16 protein-coding genes and 2 pseudogenes are annotated in these 15,306 nt (G+C 47.0%); 5 read left to right on the forward strand and 13 right to left on the reverse strand.

Annotated elements, in window-relative coordinates:
* Window positions 1-22: 22 nt before the first annotated feature.
* The 7 genes and pseudogenes from QUF14_RS22210 to rfaQ form a co-directional block, all read right to left on the reverse strand.
* Window positions 23-1,050: pseudogene (locus tag QUF14_RS22210) on the reverse strand (glycosyltransferase family 8 protein).
* Between the two features lie 25 nt (window positions 1,051-1,075).
* A complete protein-coding gene (rfaY, locus tag QUF14_RS22215; RefSeq protein ID WP_000633087.1) occupies window positions 1,076-1,768 on the reverse strand; it encodes a lipopolysaccharide core heptose(II) kinase RfaY in 693 nt (230 codons plus the stop codon).
* A 9-nt stretch (window positions 1,769-1,777) separates the two neighbouring features.
* Window positions 1,778-2,774, reverse strand: a pseudogene (locus QUF14_RS22220) (glycosyltransferase family 8 protein).
* A gap of 16 nt (window positions 2,775-2,790) precedes the next feature.
* Window positions 2,791-3,807 (reverse strand): lipopolysaccharide 3-alpha-galactosyltransferase, encoded by a 1,017-nt coding sequence (gene waaO / locus QUF14_RS22225; RefSeq protein WP_001272748.1) that lies wholly within the window; start codon window positions 3,805-3,807, stop codon window positions 2,791-2,793.
* 15 nt (window positions 3,808-3,822) lie between these two features.
* Window positions 3,823-4,620, reverse strand: coding sequence for a lipopolysaccharide core heptose(I) kinase RfaP (gene rfaP / locus QUF14_RS22230; protein ID WP_024212122.1), 798 nt, complete (start codon window positions 4,618-4,620; stop codon window positions 3,823-3,825).
* The gene (locus tag QUF14_RS22235; protein ID WP_000634232.1) at window positions 4,613-5,737 is read right to left on the reverse strand and encodes a glycosyltransferase family 4 protein; all 1,125 of its coding nucleotides are present in this window, start codon (window positions 5,735-5,737) and stop codon (window positions 4,613-4,615) included. The genes rfaP and QUF14_RS22235 overlap by 8 nt, the downstream gene beginning before the upstream one ends.
* Window positions 5,734-6,792, reverse strand: a complete 1,059-nt coding sequence (gene rfaQ / locus QUF14_RS22240) for a lipopolysaccharide core heptosyltransferase RfaQ (protein WP_000360404.1) — start codon at window positions 6,790-6,792, stop codon at window positions 5,734-5,736. The genes QUF14_RS22235 and rfaQ overlap by 4 nt, the downstream gene beginning before the upstream one ends.
* 412 nt (window positions 6,793-7,204) lie before the next feature.
* On the opposite strand from rfaQ, the gene waaA reads away from it, so the two are divergent.
* Window positions 7,205-8,482: a lipid IV(A) 3-deoxy-D-manno-octulosonic acid transferase gene (gene waaA / locus QUF14_RS22245; protein WP_000891553.1), complete on the forward strand. Its 1,278-nt coding sequence runs from the start codon at window positions 7,205-7,207 to the stop codon at window positions 8,480-8,482.
* A 7-nt stretch (window positions 8,483-8,489) separates the two neighbouring features.
* A complete protein-coding gene (gene coaD / locus QUF14_RS22250) occupies window positions 8,490-8,969 on the forward strand; it encodes a pantetheine-phosphate adenylyltransferase (protein ID WP_001171862.1) in 480 nt (159 codons plus the stop codon).
* A 38-nt stretch (window positions 8,970-9,007) separates the two neighbouring features.
* On the opposite strand, the gene mutM is transcribed toward coaD, so the two are convergent.
* From mutM to radC, 4 genes are all read right to left on the reverse strand, one after another.
* A complete protein-coding gene (gene mutM / locus QUF14_RS22255; RefSeq protein WP_001114524.1) occupies window positions 9,008-9,817 on the reverse strand; it encodes a bifunctional DNA-formamidopyrimidine glycosylase/DNA-(apurinic or apyrimidinic site) lyase in 810 nt (269 codons plus the stop codon).
* A gap of 97 nt (window positions 9,818-9,914) precedes the next feature.
* Window positions 9,915-10,082 (reverse strand): 50S ribosomal protein L33, encoded by a 168-nt coding sequence (gene rpmG, locus QUF14_RS22260; protein ID WP_001051798.1) that lies wholly within the window; start codon window positions 10,080-10,082, stop codon window positions 9,915-9,917.
* 20 nt (window positions 10,083-10,102) lie between these two features.
* Window positions 10,103-10,339, reverse strand: a complete 237-nt coding sequence (gene rpmB, locus QUF14_RS22265; RefSeq protein WP_000091955.1) for a 50S ribosomal protein L28 — start codon at window positions 10,337-10,339, stop codon at window positions 10,103-10,105.
* Window positions 10,340-10,555: 216 nt separating this feature from the next.
* A complete protein-coding gene (gene radC, locus QUF14_RS22270) occupies window positions 10,556-11,224 on the reverse strand; it encodes a RadC family protein (RefSeq protein ID WP_001297375.1) in 669 nt (222 codons plus the stop codon).
* Window positions 11,225-11,395: 171 nt separating this feature from the next.
* Between radC and coaBC the strand changes: the two genes are divergently transcribed.
* From coaBC to slmA, 3 genes are all read left to right on the forward strand, one after another.
* Complete coding sequence (gene coaBC, locus QUF14_RS22275; RefSeq protein ID WP_000050143.1) at window positions 11,396-12,616, forward strand: bifunctional phosphopantothenoylcysteine decarboxylase/phosphopantothenate--cysteine ligase CoaBC; 1,221 nt, start codon at window positions 11,396-11,398, stop codon at window positions 12,614-12,616.
* Complete coding sequence (dut, locus tag QUF14_RS22280) at window positions 12,594-13,052, forward strand: dUTP diphosphatase (RefSeq protein ID WP_000976064.1); 459 nt, start codon at window positions 12,594-12,596, stop codon at window positions 13,050-13,052. The genes coaBC and dut overlap by 23 nt, the downstream gene beginning before the upstream one ends.
* Before the next feature lie 106 nt (window positions 13,053-13,158).
* Entirely contained in the window at window positions 13,159-13,755 is a 597-nt protein-coding gene (gene slmA / locus QUF14_RS22285; protein ID WP_000818598.1) for a nucleoid occlusion factor SlmA, read from the forward strand.
* Window positions 13,756-13,791: 36 nt separating this feature from the next.
* Here the strand turns inward: slmA and pyrE are convergent, their stop codons facing one another.
* Together pyrE and rph are read right to left on the reverse strand one after the other, a co-directional pair.
* Entirely contained in the window at window positions 13,792-14,433 is a 642-nt protein-coding gene (pyrE, locus tag QUF14_RS22290; RefSeq protein WP_000806154.1) for an orotate phosphoribosyltransferase, read from the reverse strand.
* A 65-nt stretch (window positions 14,434-14,498) separates the two neighbouring features.
* Entirely contained in the window at window positions 14,499-15,215 is a 717-nt protein-coding gene (rph, locus tag QUF14_RS22295; protein ID WP_001247087.1) for a ribonuclease PH, read from the reverse strand.
* Window positions 15,216-15,306 lie beyond the last annotated feature (91 nt).

Consider the following 15,306-nt stretch of genomic DNA (forward strand, 5'->3'; position numbering starts at 1 on the left):
TCTGGATGATTAGTCTTAATAATTATTTGGAAAAATGCTTACGCGCTATTTTCTTACTATAATAGAGCATGAAATAGTAAAATGAAGATGCAATATTACCATTTCTTTTCAAATGTCTGGATTTCACTTGATACTGCTTTTCATTCGTGGCTGGAATAAACGCCACATCATTCCAGCAAGAAGCCTGATAAGCCTCATTAAAATACTTCTGGCAGGGATAATTCGTCCAGTCGTTCCAGGGCTTCGTTACGCCAACATAATGAATCAGCTTAGTATCATCGGTAATGGTCTTTTTATAATCTTCATCGCTTTTATTTTTTAACTCATAGTCAATGCCATAAAAGCAATCATAATCGCCGCTAATAAAAATACAATGACCAAAGAACAGAATATTTAAAATATCCTGATCAAGGCATTTATATTTCGTGTGCTGCGGGTCACTTGCCAGCATAGCAATGGCTTTGTTCATAAAATCATTTTTCGACCATGCTTCAAGCTGCAGATATACTACACCAGCGTTGAAATAATTCCCTGGAAGTCCCTCTATAGCCAGACGCTTCGCTGGTTTTTCCTGCATAAAAGGCACATCTTTAATAACAGCTGCAAACTTATCGCCGTCAAAATTAATATCAAGCAATCCAGCTAATGAGCCTTTACAGATGACATCAGCATCGATATATAACAGATTTTAATAGTTTCACTCAGATACTGGAACGCAACTAAACGGAAGAATGTTGCATAAGACCACTGTTTCAGGCTGGGGAAGATATCAATAAAGGCACTGGAGACTTTATAAATTCTTACTTCAACGTTAGCATTTTTGCTGGTAAAAGCGTTAACACGTTGTAGATAATCTTCATCAATGTAGTCGGTAAAGAGATGAAACTTAACCGCAAGGTCCGGGTTATGCATAACAACTGATTGCATAGATACTGCCGCACCAAATAAAAAATTACGGTCAATACCGTAAGCGATATTTAACACACGATCGGTGTTAGCAATTTCCCCAGAGACAGCGACTTCAGTAATACTCTCAGCTAATAAATCCATGTTGGTTCCGTTTTGACTGTGTGGTTTACGCTTTGCCTTTTAATTTTTTAATAAATTTGCGTAGTTTGGTTCTGTAGATTACTGAATAGTAGCCATAATCTTTTATTTCGTTGGCAATACCCAGGTGACGTTCCATGGCCAGACGATCACGAGCTTTACGCTCTGCCGTACAGCTTTTACCGGATAGGTCAATTATCCTGACACCATCTTTACTAACGATAAAGTTACCCCGGTGTGGGTCGCCCGATAGCATATTTAAGGCATGCAATTTTTCCATTGAAGCCTTAATTTCTGCTTTAACATTTTCTGGAATAATCGGCATATCATTGAGCTCTACGCCCTCGACATACTCGATAAGCATGATAAAAACACTGGCATAGTTGAAAATTTTACGCTCAGCCAGAAAATAAAAATCATTAGGAAAAGTAAGACCTGCACTTCTGACACGATCGGTTTCAACGATCAAATTCTGATAGTAGTCACCTTTTACAAAAGATTTTAAAAAACGTTCATTCCTTTTCGTTTTCGGAGCAAAGACTTTAAAAACATAGCGACCATATTTCGTATCAATCAACGATACTTTGGTATCATCAATATTACGTAATACTTTTACTGTTTTAAAATTATAGGCCAGTATTTCATCAAAGATTTCTTTATATTTATTATCATTATCTTTGTAATAAAATGAGAAGCCGCGATAACGTATACTTGTAATCATAAGAGTAATTTATTTCTTAAGCTTGTACTTAATTAATGAAGTTATGCCTTTTATATACTCACCATGGGCAAACAGATGCTTATATTGTTTCTGCATTTCTGCAACAGTCCGCGCCTCTTTAAGAGGATATTTCTTCCAGGGAGATTGTTCACGCGCGATATTAAAGTATGATGCAGACGGATATCCAGCCCAGCTATGCCATGGTTTAGTTATCCCTGTATAGTGAATCAACACTGTTTTATCGGTAATGGTTTGCTGATACTTTCGATGACTACGATCATAAAGTTCGTTTTTCAGGGTATAAATAGTATCAAAATCCTTCGCAAGGTAGATATTATTCATATTAAATGCGATATTCAACGCATCCTGATCTAAATATTTAAGAGAGCCATATTTAGTTTCCCCTCGTAAAAGTTTGAGTAAATACGGTGTCAAATTTGCTTCATGCCATTTTTTAAGATTGACATAGATAACGCCTGCATTGAAATAACGTCCATTCATTTCGGGAATGTTAAGACGTTTTGCACATGCCGCCTGAGTACTATCATTGTCAGGAATAACCGCAGCAAACTCATCTTTAAATATAATTTTTGTGAGAGGATTCAGACTTCCTTTACAAACGACATCGGCATCCAGATACAGCAGTGTGGAAATACTTTCACTCAGATATTCAAAGGACAATACCCTGAAGTATGTCGCGTACGACCAAAACTGTGACGTCGGCAGATCAGCAAAGTATTTTGGGTCAATTAAATATACAATAATTGAGGTATTAAATTGTTTTGCTGTTTCATTAAATGACTTTAAATAATCATCATCCACATAATCAGTGAAAACATGAAAGACAAAATTAATATCTGAATTATTAATCAAAACGGAAGAAATTGAAACGCCAGCACCATACAAAAAAAATCTTATCGATACCGTAGGAAACATTTAGCTCTGGGACGTTTTCTTTTTTATTATCTGCTAAATACGGAAACCGTTCTTTTATAAATTCATTCATTTAAATTTTCTCAATGTCATTTTATTATCTTTAAATAAAAATAATAAATATAATTCATTATCCCGTTAATTGGTTTATTTTGTTTAAAATTATGCTTAGCGCAATAACGAGCATAATTTGAGTTAATTGGCCGCATTAACGGTTCATTTTTCCATGGCGATGCTTCTTTGGCTTTGATAAATGGCTGCGCGCTTGGATAACCGGCCCAGTAATGCCAGGGTTTTGTCGGGCCGACATAATGAATTAATACGGTTTCATCATTAATTGGACAAATAAATGATTTTTTTAATTCATAATTTAAACTAAATTGCGTATTGTATTTAGCATCAATGAATTTAACTTTCCCTAACAGGATAAGATTTAGTATATCTTGATCCATATAGGTTAAACGGGAAACGACGGCTTTATCAGCAAGCATCGACATCGCTTTAGCAGAAACGGACTCCTGCGCCCACGCTAGTGTATTAATTAACAGGACACCTGAATTAAAGTAACCCTTTTCAAGTTCATTACACTGCAGACTTTGAGCCCGTAACGACCACCAGTTAGCATCGCGTTCAGTAACAACAGCAGCAACGTTATTGGCAAGATCCATTGTTATCAGCGGTTTTAAGGTTCCCTGGCAGGCGATATCAGCATCCAGGTACAGGATCTTATCTTGTTGATCAATAAAGTAATCTGCAATTACAAAACGGAAATACATGGCAATAGACCAATTTTTGGTAGTCGGTAATACCTTAAGCCGTTCACAATTTACCAGATGGATCTGGATACAGGTATGATAGCTTTTCGCCAATTGGGATAAACGCTGGATATCGGCGTCAAGGATATCATCAATAAAAACGTGGAAGACAAAACTCACGTCGTTGTTATGTAACAAAACTGACGTGATTGAAACACCACAACCAAAAAGAAAGTTCTGATCAATGCCATAAGCAACATGGAATGATGATGCCACTGACGCCTCTGGCCTTTCATCGAAGATGATTGTCTTATTGATCATCTCTTGTGGATTAAAATAGTGGGCACTCATATTTCTCTCCGGAAATTACAACGATTTTCGAATCGTTCTTTCCCTGATTTTTGTGGCTTTTGCTTCTGCTTGCGACAGCAGCCCTTGTTCCTGCTTGAGAATGTCTTTAAGCGGGGCAGCAAAATACACCTTCATGAACCGCCAGATATCCCGCTGAGTCAGGCCAATATTCATCGAAGAAAAATAAAGCCCAATAAGATCTTTATCGCGCCAACGACGTGGAACGCGCGTGCGAAGCTGCGCCCGGTGCAGGTCAATTACCGAAATTTTTAACTCCTCTTCCCTACCAGAAAAAGGCAAGTGCAGCAGGAAATGACAGATATAACAGTCACGGTGGTTAATGCCCGCAGCATGCATATCGCGCACCATCATCGCGACACGCTTAATAATCATACGCTTTACGCGAACATCTGGAGGGTTAGTCGCCCAGTCAGCACAGTAATCTTCCAGACTGATGGTTGGTGTCAGATCTTCGGTTATAATAAACGAGGTTCTGGTCAGCGGATTAATGCCTTTTTCGCCGAATGCCACCCCATACATAGTATCAACGCCGACATCCCGCAGTCGATGAATCGCATTCCATTCGCGGTCTGCGCCTAATACTGGCATCCGCAATGAGAGTAAATTTTTGATTATCTCTTTCAGGGTCGTGCCGCGATGCCATTTGAGAAAATAGCTTTTGCCCGCCATTTCAAAGCGCAGAGTGCGGCGAGTTTCCAGTTCACGAAAAACCTCACCCTGCAAGGTTTTAACTTCCTCAAAAGGATCTTTACCGCGCCATAACGTGGCAAACGGCTCTTTAAGTTCAACCATCCAGACCACCCGTTATGATATCCGCCGCTTTTTCTGGCAGACTGTATAAATCTTGTGTATCAGCATAATGTCGCGCATTTTCCGCCCAGGCCTGCCGCAATGAAGATTGCGTTAACGCTTTGCGTAAAATCTCATTCAATGTTTCCTGGCGGAATGGCTCAACAATAGCCTCGCCGCAATTCGCGTCAACAATATAATGCGCATAGCCACAAACGGCTGTTGTTAGTACCGGTAATCCTGCAGTAATCGCTTCCAGCAGCACAATTCCCGCCGCTTCCTGGTAGGCAGGATGCAGTAATAAATCCGCCGCCGCCATTAATTCCGAGACATCGTTGCGCCCCGAGAAGAAGTGAACATTACTGCGCACGCCGCGTTTTTCTGCCAGTGCCTCAAATTTTCGCGGTTTATCCTGCCCAACAACATATAGCAATGTGTTGTGGCGCAGTGAATCCGGGAGCGAAGCAAGTGCTTCAATGGAACGATCGACACCTTTACGCGTGAAGTCTGAACCGACCTGCAACAATAAATATTGTTGTTCTGTTATTCCATTTTTCTTACGAAAGCTTTCACGGCTATTGGCTGGCTGCTGGCTATATTTACGATCAGGATAAATCCCCGGTGGCAGAATATGAAAACGCTCCGCTTCAGTCTGATAATGTTTCTGGAAATCGGCGATTTGCTTATCTGTCAGCATCAGCAACTGTGTCGGCTTGCCCTGTTCGAAGGTTGCCCGCTCAAAGGCGGCATAATGGCGATAACGTGACGTCAGGCGATAGAAAAAGCCTTTCTCCTGCGCCACTTTCTCGGCATAACAAACATCAGCGGCATAATAAACGTCCAGCCCCGGCATTTTGTTGAATCCAACGACTTTATCGACCGGATGCTCGCGTAAATGTTTTTGCACCCAGGCAAAATACTCCGCGTTACGCCCGTGATTGGTATGCGACTTAACCGGCACGTTGATCAGTTCAAACACATCAGGGCATTCGCCTTCCCATGACTGGGCATAAACCCGAACATGATGCCCTCGGGCCGCAACTGTCTGAGCAATACGCATAAAATCGCGTTGCAAACCGCCAAAGGGAAAATATTTATATAAACAGAAAGCAACGATCATAACGACGTACCTGTCGTGGAGGATGGCAATAATTTATCAACAGCAGCAATGACATCTGCCGCCGGAATAACCGAAAGATACATCTCATTTCGGTCACGCTGATCGCGCGTTGGCATTTCCCGGTAATCTCCCGCCCAGAATTGAATCATGTTATTTGACCAGGGACGCCAGAAAATATGGTCTGTTGCACCAAACAGCGATATCAGCGGCGTATTAACTGCAGCGGCAATGTGCGCCGGTGCGGAATCAACGCCAATAAACAGCTGCGCATGATCGATTAACGCACCAAGTTCCGGGAAGGTTACCTTTCCGGCCAACGCCGTTACTGGTGGCGTCTGGCATCCCTGCGCAATTTCATTGACGCAGGCCAGATCGTCTTTATCCGGGCCGGACGTCAGAACGACTTCATAGCCACGTGTATGTAAGGCATCAATCACAGCGGAAAACTTGGCGTTGTCCCAGCATTTGAAGATTTGCCGCGCGGTAGGTTGGATAACCACATAATTTTGTCCAACACCTGCGTGATCCAGTTCGCGACGCATTCGTTTCCAGCTTGCAGGCGGGTAACTCATCGTTGTCTGCTTCACCAACGATTCGAGACCCAGTGGCGTCAGCACGGATAAGTTACTTTCCACCACATTTCCACCCTGCAACGGCACCAGATGGGTGAAGCTTTTACGCCAAAAAGCAGACTGCCGATGATGATAATCCTGGGAAATTTTCACACGGGCATTTAATAAGCGAACCAGTATAGCAACCATCCATTGATCGGTAAGATTAACGATAAGGTCATACTTATTGGCACGTAATACCTTGATGAGATGAAAAAAGTTGGCAATTTTTTCTGAAGCTTTTGCTTTTTTATTTTTTATGCCGTAGAGCGCGTTAATCTCTGGATTTTCAGACAGGATCGGGATGGTGTCCTGATAAAGCAGCACATCGATTTTTGCGTCAGGGTAATTTTTTTTCAGCGAACTAATGACGGGAGTAGTTAATAACATATCCCCATGAAAACGCATCTTAATGAGCAAAATTCTTCGAAATGGCTTATCCACAAGTAACTCTTTTTGTTGAGATTATCCGATTAAGGTGAAGCAGAAAAAGCACGCTACCGCCCCAGGCTTAACAGCTACCTGAATACTGATACCGCACTGATATTGACGCGCTAGTGTATCACTTCTTTCACGGCAATCCGACCCGAATGATTTTTAAGCACATTGTTGATTTTCAATAAAGAAATCAATCAAATAAAATCATTAGCAACCATATTCTTTTACTGTTGCTCTGCGATTCCTTCCTGCACGTACTGCAGAAATCAATGAATCGCATAAAAATACAAAAAAAGTATAGATGTTCAGCAAGAATTGGCGGGTAAATTGCTATTTAAGTCAAAAACGGGAAAAGTAATGGTAAAGCCACAGCTAAATACATAGAATCCCCAGCACATCCATAAGTCAGCTATTTACTATGCTCGAATTGCTTTACACCGCCCTTCTCTACCTTATTCAGCCGCTGATCTGGATACGGCTCTGGGTGCGCGGACGTAAGGCTCCGGCCTATCGAAAACGCTGGGGTGAACGTTACGGTTTTTACCGCCATCCGCTAAAACCAGGCGGCATTATGCTGCACTCCGTCTCCGTTGGTGAAACGCTGGCGGCGATCCCATTGGTGCGCGCGCTGCGTCATCGTTATCCTGATTTACCGATTACCGTCACCACCATGACGCCAACCGGTTCGGAACGCGTACAATCTGCTTTCGGTAAGGATGTTCAGCACGTTTATCTGCCTTACGATCTACCCGATGCGCTTAATCGTTTCCTGAATAAAGTCGACCCCAAACTGGTGTTGATTATGGAAACCGAGCTATGGCCTAACCTGATTGCGGCGCTACATAAACGTAAAATTCCGTTGGTGATCGCTAACGCGCGACTCTCTGCACGCTCTGCCGCAGGTTATGCCAAACTGGGCAAATTCGTCCGTCGCTTGCTACGTCGAATTACGCTGATTGCCGCCCAAAATGAAGAAGATGGTGCACGTTTTGTGGCGCTGGGTGCAAAAAATAATCAGGTGACCATCACTGGTAGCCTGAAATTCGATATCTCTGTCACGCCGCAGTTGGCTGCCAAAGCAGTAACGCTGCGCCGCCAGTGGGCACCTCATCGCCCGGTATGGATTGCCACCAGCACTCACGAAGGCGAAGAGAGTGTGGTCATTGCCGCACATCAGGCATTGTTACAGCAATTCCCGAACTTATTGCTCATCCTGGTACCACGTCACCCGGAACGCTTCCCGGATGCGATTAACCTTGTCCGCCAGGCTGGGCTAAGCTATATCACACGCTCTTCAGGGGAAGTCCCTTCCACTAGCACGCAGGTTGTGGTTGGCGATACGATGGGCGAGTTGATGTTGCTGTACGGTATTGCCGATCTCGCCTTTGTTGGTGGTTCACTGGTTGAACGTGGTGGGCATAATCCACTGGAAGCCGCCGCACACGCTATTCCGGTATTGATGGGACCGCATACCTTTAACTTTAAAGATATTTGCGCACGGCTGGAGCAGGCAAGCGGGCTGATTACCGTCACCGATGCCACTACGCTTGCAAAAGAGGTTTCCTCTTTACTCACCGACGCCGATTACCGTAGTTTCTATGGCCGTCATGCCGTTGAAGTGCTGTATCAAAACCAGGGCGCGCTACAGCGTCTGCTTCAACTGCTGGAACCTTACCTGCCACCGAAAACGCATTGAGGTTGTTATGCAAAAACGGGCGATTTATCCGGGTACTTTCGATCCCATTACCAATGGTCATATCGATATCGTGACGCGTGCCACGCAAATGTTCGATCACGTTATTCTGGCGATTGCCGCCAGCCCCAGTAAAAAACCGATGTTTACTCTGGAAGAGCGTGTGGCGCTGGCACAGCACGCAACTGCGCATCTGGGAAACGTGGAAGTGGTCGGATTTAGTGATTTGATGGCTAACTTCGCCCGTAATCAACACGCTACGGTGCTGATTCGTGGCCTGCGTGCGGTGGCGGATTTTGAATATGAAATGCAGCTGGCGCATATGAATCGCCACTTAATGCCGGAACTGGAAAGTGTGTTTCTGATGCCTTCGAAAGAGTGGTCGTTTATCTCTTCATCGTTGGTGAAAGAGGTGGCGCGCCATCAGGGCGATGTCACCCATTTCCTGCCAGAGAATGTCCATCAGGCATTGATGGCAAAATTAGCGTAGCGTTTATGCCGGATGGTATGCCATCCGGCGCGCATCAATTACTTCTGGCACTGCCGACAATAAAACGTTGCCCGTTGTGCATGTTTCGTCGCCACAATCGGCGTACCGCACACCCGACACGGCTCACCTTTTCGCCCGTAAACCTGCAATTCCTGAGCGAAATAGCCCGGTTTACCATCACTTTGCAGAAAATCTTTCAGCGTTGTACCGCCCTGCTCAATCGAACGCAGCAACACCGCTTTAATCACCCGAGCTAACAATTCACACTCTGCCAGCGACAGTGATGACGCCAGCCGATCCGGATGGATCCCCGCCGCAAACAGAGATTCGCTGGCATAGATATTCCCTACGCCTACCACCAGCTTGTTATCCATCAGCCACGGTTTAATCGCCGTTTTTTTCTTCGCGCACTTCTGATGCAGGTACTCACCGTTGAAATCGTCGCTAAGCGGCTCCGGTCCAAGGTGGGCCAGCACATTATGCCCTTCCAGCTCTTTGGTCCACAGCCAGGCACCAAAACGGCGCGGATCGGTATAGCGCAGTACTTTGCCGTTGCTCATCACCAAATCAACATGGTCATGCTTTTCGGGAGGAAGTTCTTCTGAAAGGATGCGCAGGCTGCCAGACATCCCCAGATGAATAATAATCCAGCCCTCAGGCAGCTCCAGCAGCAGATATTTAGCCCGGCGCTGCACGCTAAGCACTGGTTGGTCGCTTAAACAGTAGATCTCTTCTGAAACCGGCCAGCGCAAGCGACCGTTGCGCACCACCGCATGAAGAATGGTTGCACCAACGAGATGCGGTTCGATGCCGCGTCGGCTGGTTTCAACTTCGGGTAATTCAGGCATAGCATCTCCGGGAATGAACAGATGCAGTCAATATGGGGGCAAGCAGATAACAAAAAACCCCGCCGGAGCGAGGTTTTTCGTTACATCAAAGCGAGAATTATTTGATTTTCGCTTCTTTGTAGATCACATGCTGGCGAACAACTGGATCGAATTTTTTCAGTTCCAGTTTTTCCGGCTTAGTACGTTTGTTCTTCGTAGTGGTATAGAAGTGACCAGTACCAGCAGAAGAAACCAGCTTGATTTTCTCACGAATACCTTTAGCCATGATTTATTTCCTCTAAGTACTTAGTACTTTTCGCCACGGGCACGCAGTTCAGCCAGAACTGTATCGATGCCTTTTTTATCGATTACACGCATACCTTTAGCAGATACGCGCAGGGTGACAAAACGCTTCTCGCTCTCAACCCAGAAACGGTGAGAGTGCAGGTTCGGCAGGAAACGGCGTTTAGTCGCGTTCAGTGCGTGGGAACGGTTGTTACCGGTCACCGGACGCTTGCCAGTAACTTGGCAGACTCGGGACATGTCTATTCTCCAAAAATCAAATTAGCTCGAGCTTCGTATGGGGTATTGGCGCCTCGTCAGGCTTTACAGCCCGGTCATCGCAGTTCTATGTGAACTCTCGATTGCCAGGCCCAAATGCCAAACCCGAGATTCTCAAAGGTGGCGTAGTATACGCTGACTCAGCGATGTGCTCAAGTCCCGAACAGACAAAGATCCCGAAGGATCGCGCATAGCGGGTTAAATCCAGCCGCGTTCGGCAAAAGAAACATACTCTCCACGCCCAATCACGATATGGTCGAGCACGCGTAAATCCATGAACTGACAACTTTTTATTATCCGTTCGGTAATGAGTTTATCCGCTTTACTGGGTTCAGCACAACCCGAAGGGTGATTATGTGCAAGGATCAGCGCCGAGGCGTTTATTTTTATCGCTTCGCGGATAATTTCCCGAGGATGGACTTCAACATGGTTTAGCGTGCCGGAAAAAAGACGGCTATGCGTTATAACCCTGTGTTGGGAGTCGAGAAAGATCACCATAAAGATCTCCCGCTCCTCGCCCGTGAGCTGGCTTTGTAAAAATTCCCTCGTCATCTCCGGGCTGAGTAAAGGGCTTTCTTCACGCATCCGCACGTTGTAGTAACGCCGCGCCAGTTCAGCAATCCCCTTTAACTGGGCAAATTTCGCCACGCCAATTCCATGAACGCCACTAAACTGTTCATATTCAGAGGTTAACAAGCCATAAAGAGAGCCGAAATTCTCCAGCATCTCTTTTGCCAGGGTTAATACATCTTTACCGCGCGTTCCGGTACGCAGAAATAGCGCCAGCAGCTCGACATCCGTTAAGGCGCTAATACCAAACTTCAGCATTTTTTCGCGCGGCATCAACAGCTGTGCATTGTTTTTCACCTTCACCTCCTTTGTGGTGCTCGCATCCTGTCATAGCCGTTCCGTTAAATCGACGGCCAGTTTTCAATCCTGGAAAGCGCCTCGCAAAGTGATTCTCAGGTGAAGGCACGACAACAAAAGTATTGTGATAAAATCGCCAACTTCTGGTGTCACCCAACAGGAAAAATCATCATGAGCCTGGCCGGTAAAAAAATCGTTCTCGGCGTTAGCGGCGGCATTGCTGCCTATAAAACCCCTGAACTGGTGCGTCGTTTGCGCGATCGCGGGGCCGACGTCCGCGTAGCCATGACCGAAGCGGCAAAAGCCTTTATTACCCCACTTAGCTTGCAGGCAGTTTCGGGGTATCCCGTTTCCGACAGTCTGCTTGACCCGGCAGCCGAAGCCGCTATGGGCCATATTGAGCTGGGTAAATGGGCTGATTTAGTGATTCTCGCCCCTGCCACGGCAGATTTGATTGCCCGTGTTGCTGCCGGAATGGCGAATGACCTGGTATCGACGATTTGCCTGGCTACACCTGCGCCTGTAGCCGTGCTCCCCGCCATGAACCAGCAGATGTACCGTGCCGCTGCCACGCAGCATAATTTAGAGGTGCTTGCTTCCCGTGGTTTGCTCATCTGGGGGCCAGACAGTGGCAGTCAGGCTTGTGGTGATATCGGCCCTGGGCGAATGCTCGATCCGTTAACCATTGTTGATATGGCGGTAGCGCATTTTTCGCCCGTCAACGACCTGAAACATCTGAACATTATGATTACCGCCGGCCCGACGCGTGAACCGCTCGATCCGGTGCGTTATATCTCTAATCACAGCTCCGGCAAGATGGGTTTTGCTATCGCCGCCGCTGCTGCCCGTCGTGGCGCGAACGTCACGCTGGTATCAGGTCCGGTTTCACTACCGACGCCACCGTTTGTTAAACGTGTTGATGTAATGACTGCGCTGGAAATGGAAGCCGCCGTGAATGCTTCTGTACAGCAGCAAAATATTTTTATCGGTTGCGCCGCCGTGGCGGATTATCGCGCAGCTACCGTGGCCCCAGAGAAAATCAAAAAGCAGGCCACGCAGGGTGATGAATTAACAATAAAAATGGTTAAAAACCCCGATATCGTCGCAGGCGTTGCCACACTAAAAGACCATCGACCCTACGTCGTTGGATTTGCCGCCGAAACAAATAATGTGGAAGAATACGCCCGGCAAAAACGTATCCGTAAAAACCTTGATCTGATCTGCGCGAACGATGTTTCCCAGCCAACTCAAGGATTTAACAGCGACAACAACGCATTACACCTTTTCTGGCAGGACGGAGATAAAGTCTTACCGCTTGAGCGCAAAGAGCTCCTTGGCCAATTATTACTCGACGAGATCGTGACCCGTTATGATGAAAAAAATCGACGTTAAGATTCTGGACCCGCGCGTTGGGAAGGAATTTCCACTCCCGACTTATGCCACCTCTGGCTCTGCCGGACTTGACCTGCGCGCCTGTCTCGACGACGCCGTAGAACTGGCACCGGGTGCCACTACTCTGGTTCCAACCGGGCTGGCGATTCATATTGCCGATCCTTCACTGGCAGCCATGATGCTGCCGCGTTCCGGATTGGGACATAAGCACGGTATCGTGCTCGGTAACCTGGTAGGATTGATCGATTCTGACTATCAGGGCCAGTTGATGATCTCTGTGTGGAACCGTGGTCAGGACAGCTTCACCATTCAACCTGGCGAACGTATCGCCCAAATGATTTTTGTTCCGGTAGTACAGGCTGAATTTAATCTGGTGGAAGATTTCGACGCCACCGACCGCGGTGAAGGCGGCTTTGGTCACTCTGGTCGTCAATAACACATACGCATCCGAATAACGTCATAACATAGCCGCAAACATTTCGTTTGCGGTCATAGCGTGGGTGCCGCCTGGCAAGTGCTTATTTTCAGGGGTATTTTGTAACATGGCAGAAAAACAAACTGCGAAAAGGAACCGTCGCGAAGAAATACTTCAGTCTCTGGCGCTGATGCTGGAATCCAGCGATGGAAGCCAACGTATCACGACGGCAAAACTGGCCGCCTCTGTCGGCGTTTCCGAAGCGGCACTGTATCGCCACTTCCCCAGTAAGACCCGCATGTTCGATAGCCTGATTGAGTTTATCGAAGATAGCCTGATTACTCGCATCAATCTGATTCTGAAAGATGAGAAAGACACCACAGCGCGCCTGCGTCTGATTGTGTTGCTGCTTCTCGGTTTTGGTGAGCGTAATCCTGGCCTGACCCGCATCCTCACTGGTCATGCACTAATGTTTGAACAGGATCGCCTGCAAGGGCGCATCAACCAGCTATTCGAGCGTATTGAAGCGCAGTTGCGTCAGGTATTGCGTGAAAAGAGAATGCGTGAGGGCGAAGGCTACGCGACGGATGAAACCCTGCTGGCAAGCCAGATCCTGGCCTTCTGTGAAGGTATGCTGTCACGCTTTGTCCGCAGCGAGTTTAAATACCGCCCGACGGATGACTTTGACGCCCGCTGGCCGCTAATTGCTGCACAGTTGCAGTAATATGACGCCGGATGACTTTTCATCCGGCGAGTTTCTTTAAACGCCGAACTCTTCGCGATAGGCCTTAACCGCCGCCAGATGTTCCGCCATTTCCGGCTTCTCTTCAAGGTAAGCAATCAGGTCTTTCAGGGTGATGATAGAGATCACTTTGCAGTTGTAATCACGCTCAACTTCCTGAATCGCCGAAATCTCGCCGCGCCCGCGCTCCTGACGATCGAGCGAAATTAACACACCAGCAAGCGTCGCGCCATTGGCCTGAATAATTTCCATCGACTCGCGAATCGCCGTTCCGGCGGTAATCACATCATCCACCAGCATTACGCGTCCTTGTAATGCGCTACCGACCAGATTGCCGCCTTCACCGTGATCTTTTGCTTCTTTGCGGTTAAAGCAGTACGGCAGGTCCAGGTCATGATGCTCCGCCAGCGCTACAGCGGTAGTAGTGGCAATTGGGATCCCTTTGTAAGCAGGGCCAAACAGCAGATCGAACTCAATGCCGGAATCCACTAACGCTTCAGCGTAAAAACGGCCTAACAGTGCCAGATCGCGCCCGGTATTAAACAGCCCGGCGTTGAAGAAATAGGGGCTTTTGCGCCCGGACTTCAGCGTAAACTCGCCAAACTTTAATACCTGCTTGCCAAGCGCAAATTCAATAAACTGGCGCTGATATGGTTTCATGCCTTCGCTCCTCATCTTACTTTTCTACAGACAAAAAAAAGGCGACTCATCAGTCGCCTTAAAAATCAGTTTGCCAGCGCCGCCTTCTGCGTCGCTACAATGGATTCGATTCCCCCTCGGGCCAGCGCCAACAAGGTGAGTAGCTCTTCATGGGTAAACGGCTCGCCTTCTGCCGTTCCCTGCACTTCAATGATGCGCCCGTCTTCGGTCATCACCACGTTCATGTCCGTTTCAGCGGCAGAGTCTTCAACGTATTCCAGATCGCAAACCGCTTCGCCGTTCACAATCCCGACAGAAACCGCGGCTACCATCCCTTTCATCGGGTTGGTTTTCAGCTTGCCATTTTCAACCAGTTTATTCAGGGCATCGGCTAGTGCAACACAAGCACCGGTGATAGAAGCGGTACGCGTGCCACCATCAGCCTGAAGCACGTCGCAGTCCAGCGTAATGGTGAACTCACCCAGCGCTTTCAAATCTACTGCCGCGCGAAGAGCACGGGCGATCAGACGCTGGATTTCCATTGTGCGTCCCCCCTGCTTACCTTTCGCCGCTTCACGGGCATTACGGGTATGAGTAGAACGCGGCAGCATACCGTATTCTGCGGTGATCCAGCCCTGGCCCTGACCTTTCAGGAAGCGCGGCACGCCTTCTTCAATAGAGGCGGTACACAACACTTTGGTATCGCCAAATTCGACCAGCACCGAGCCTTCTGCATGTTTTGTATAGTTACGAGTCAGGGTAACGGGACGCACCTGATTATTGCTACGGCCTGCTGGACGCATATTGAAATCTCCGGCTTGAAACAAATGTGGCTGCGCATTATACGGACTTCCGGCGGTTATTCCTATCCTGACAAGGCATCGATGGCTATAA

It is taken from the genome of Escherichia sp. HH091_1A (assembly GCF_030295175.1).
Classification (GTDB): domain Bacteria; phylum Pseudomonadota; class Gammaproteobacteria; order Enterobacterales; family Enterobacteriaceae; genus Escherichia; species Escherichia coli_F.

Excerpts from the sequence above, each read along its gene's own strand:
- slmA (WP_000818598.1), top strand. The coding sequence starts at position 13,159 with ATGGCAGAAAAACAAACTGCGAAAAGGAACCGTCGCGAAGAAATACTT.
- waaO (WP_001272748.1), bottom strand. The coding sequence starts at position 3,807 with ATGAGTGCCCACTATTTTAATCCACAAGAGATGATCAATAAGACAATC.
- rph (WP_001247087.1), bottom strand. The coding sequence starts at position 15,215 with ATGCGTCCAGCAGGCCGTAGCAATAATCAGGTGCGTCCCGTTACCCTG.
- rfaP (WP_024212122.1), bottom strand. The coding sequence starts at position 4,620 with ATGGTTGAACTTAAAGAGCCGTTTGCCACGTTATGGCGCGGTAAAGAT.
- waaA (WP_000891553.1), top strand. The coding sequence starts at position 7,205 with ATGCTCGAATTGCTTTACACCGCCCTTCTCTACCTTATTCAGCCGCTG.
- rpmG (WP_001051798.1), bottom strand. The coding sequence starts at position 10,082 with ATGGCTAAAGGTATTCGTGAGAAAATCAAGCTGGTTTCTTCTGCTGGT.
- coaBC (WP_000050143.1), top strand. The coding sequence starts at position 11,396 with ATGAGCCTGGCCGGTAAAAAAATCGTTCTCGGCGTTAGCGGCGGCATT.
- dut (WP_000976064.1), top strand. The coding sequence starts at position 12,594 with ATGATGAAAAAAATCGACGTTAAGATTCTGGACCCGCGCGTTGGGAAG.
- mutM (WP_001114524.1), bottom strand. The coding sequence starts at position 9,817 with ATGCCTGAATTACCCGAAGTTGAAACCAGCCGACGCGGCATCGAACCG.
- rfaY (WP_000633087.1), bottom strand. The coding sequence starts at position 1,768 with ATGATTACAAGTATACGTTATCGCGGCTTCTCATTTTATTACAAAGAT.
- coaD (WP_001171862.1), top strand. The coding sequence starts at position 8,490 with ATGCAAAAACGGGCGATTTATCCGGGTACTTTCGATCCCATTACCAAT.
- QUF14_RS22235 (WP_000634232.1), bottom strand. The coding sequence starts at position 5,737 with ATGATCGTTGCTTTCTGTTTATATAAATATTTTCCCTTTGGCGGTTTG.
- rpmB (WP_000091955.1), bottom strand. The coding sequence starts at position 10,339 with ATGTCCCGAGTCTGCCAAGTTACTGGCAAGCGTCCGGTGACCGGTAAC.
- pyrE (WP_000806154.1), bottom strand. The coding sequence starts at position 14,433 with ATGAAACCATATCAGCGCCAGTTTATTGAATTTGCGCTTGGCAAGCAG.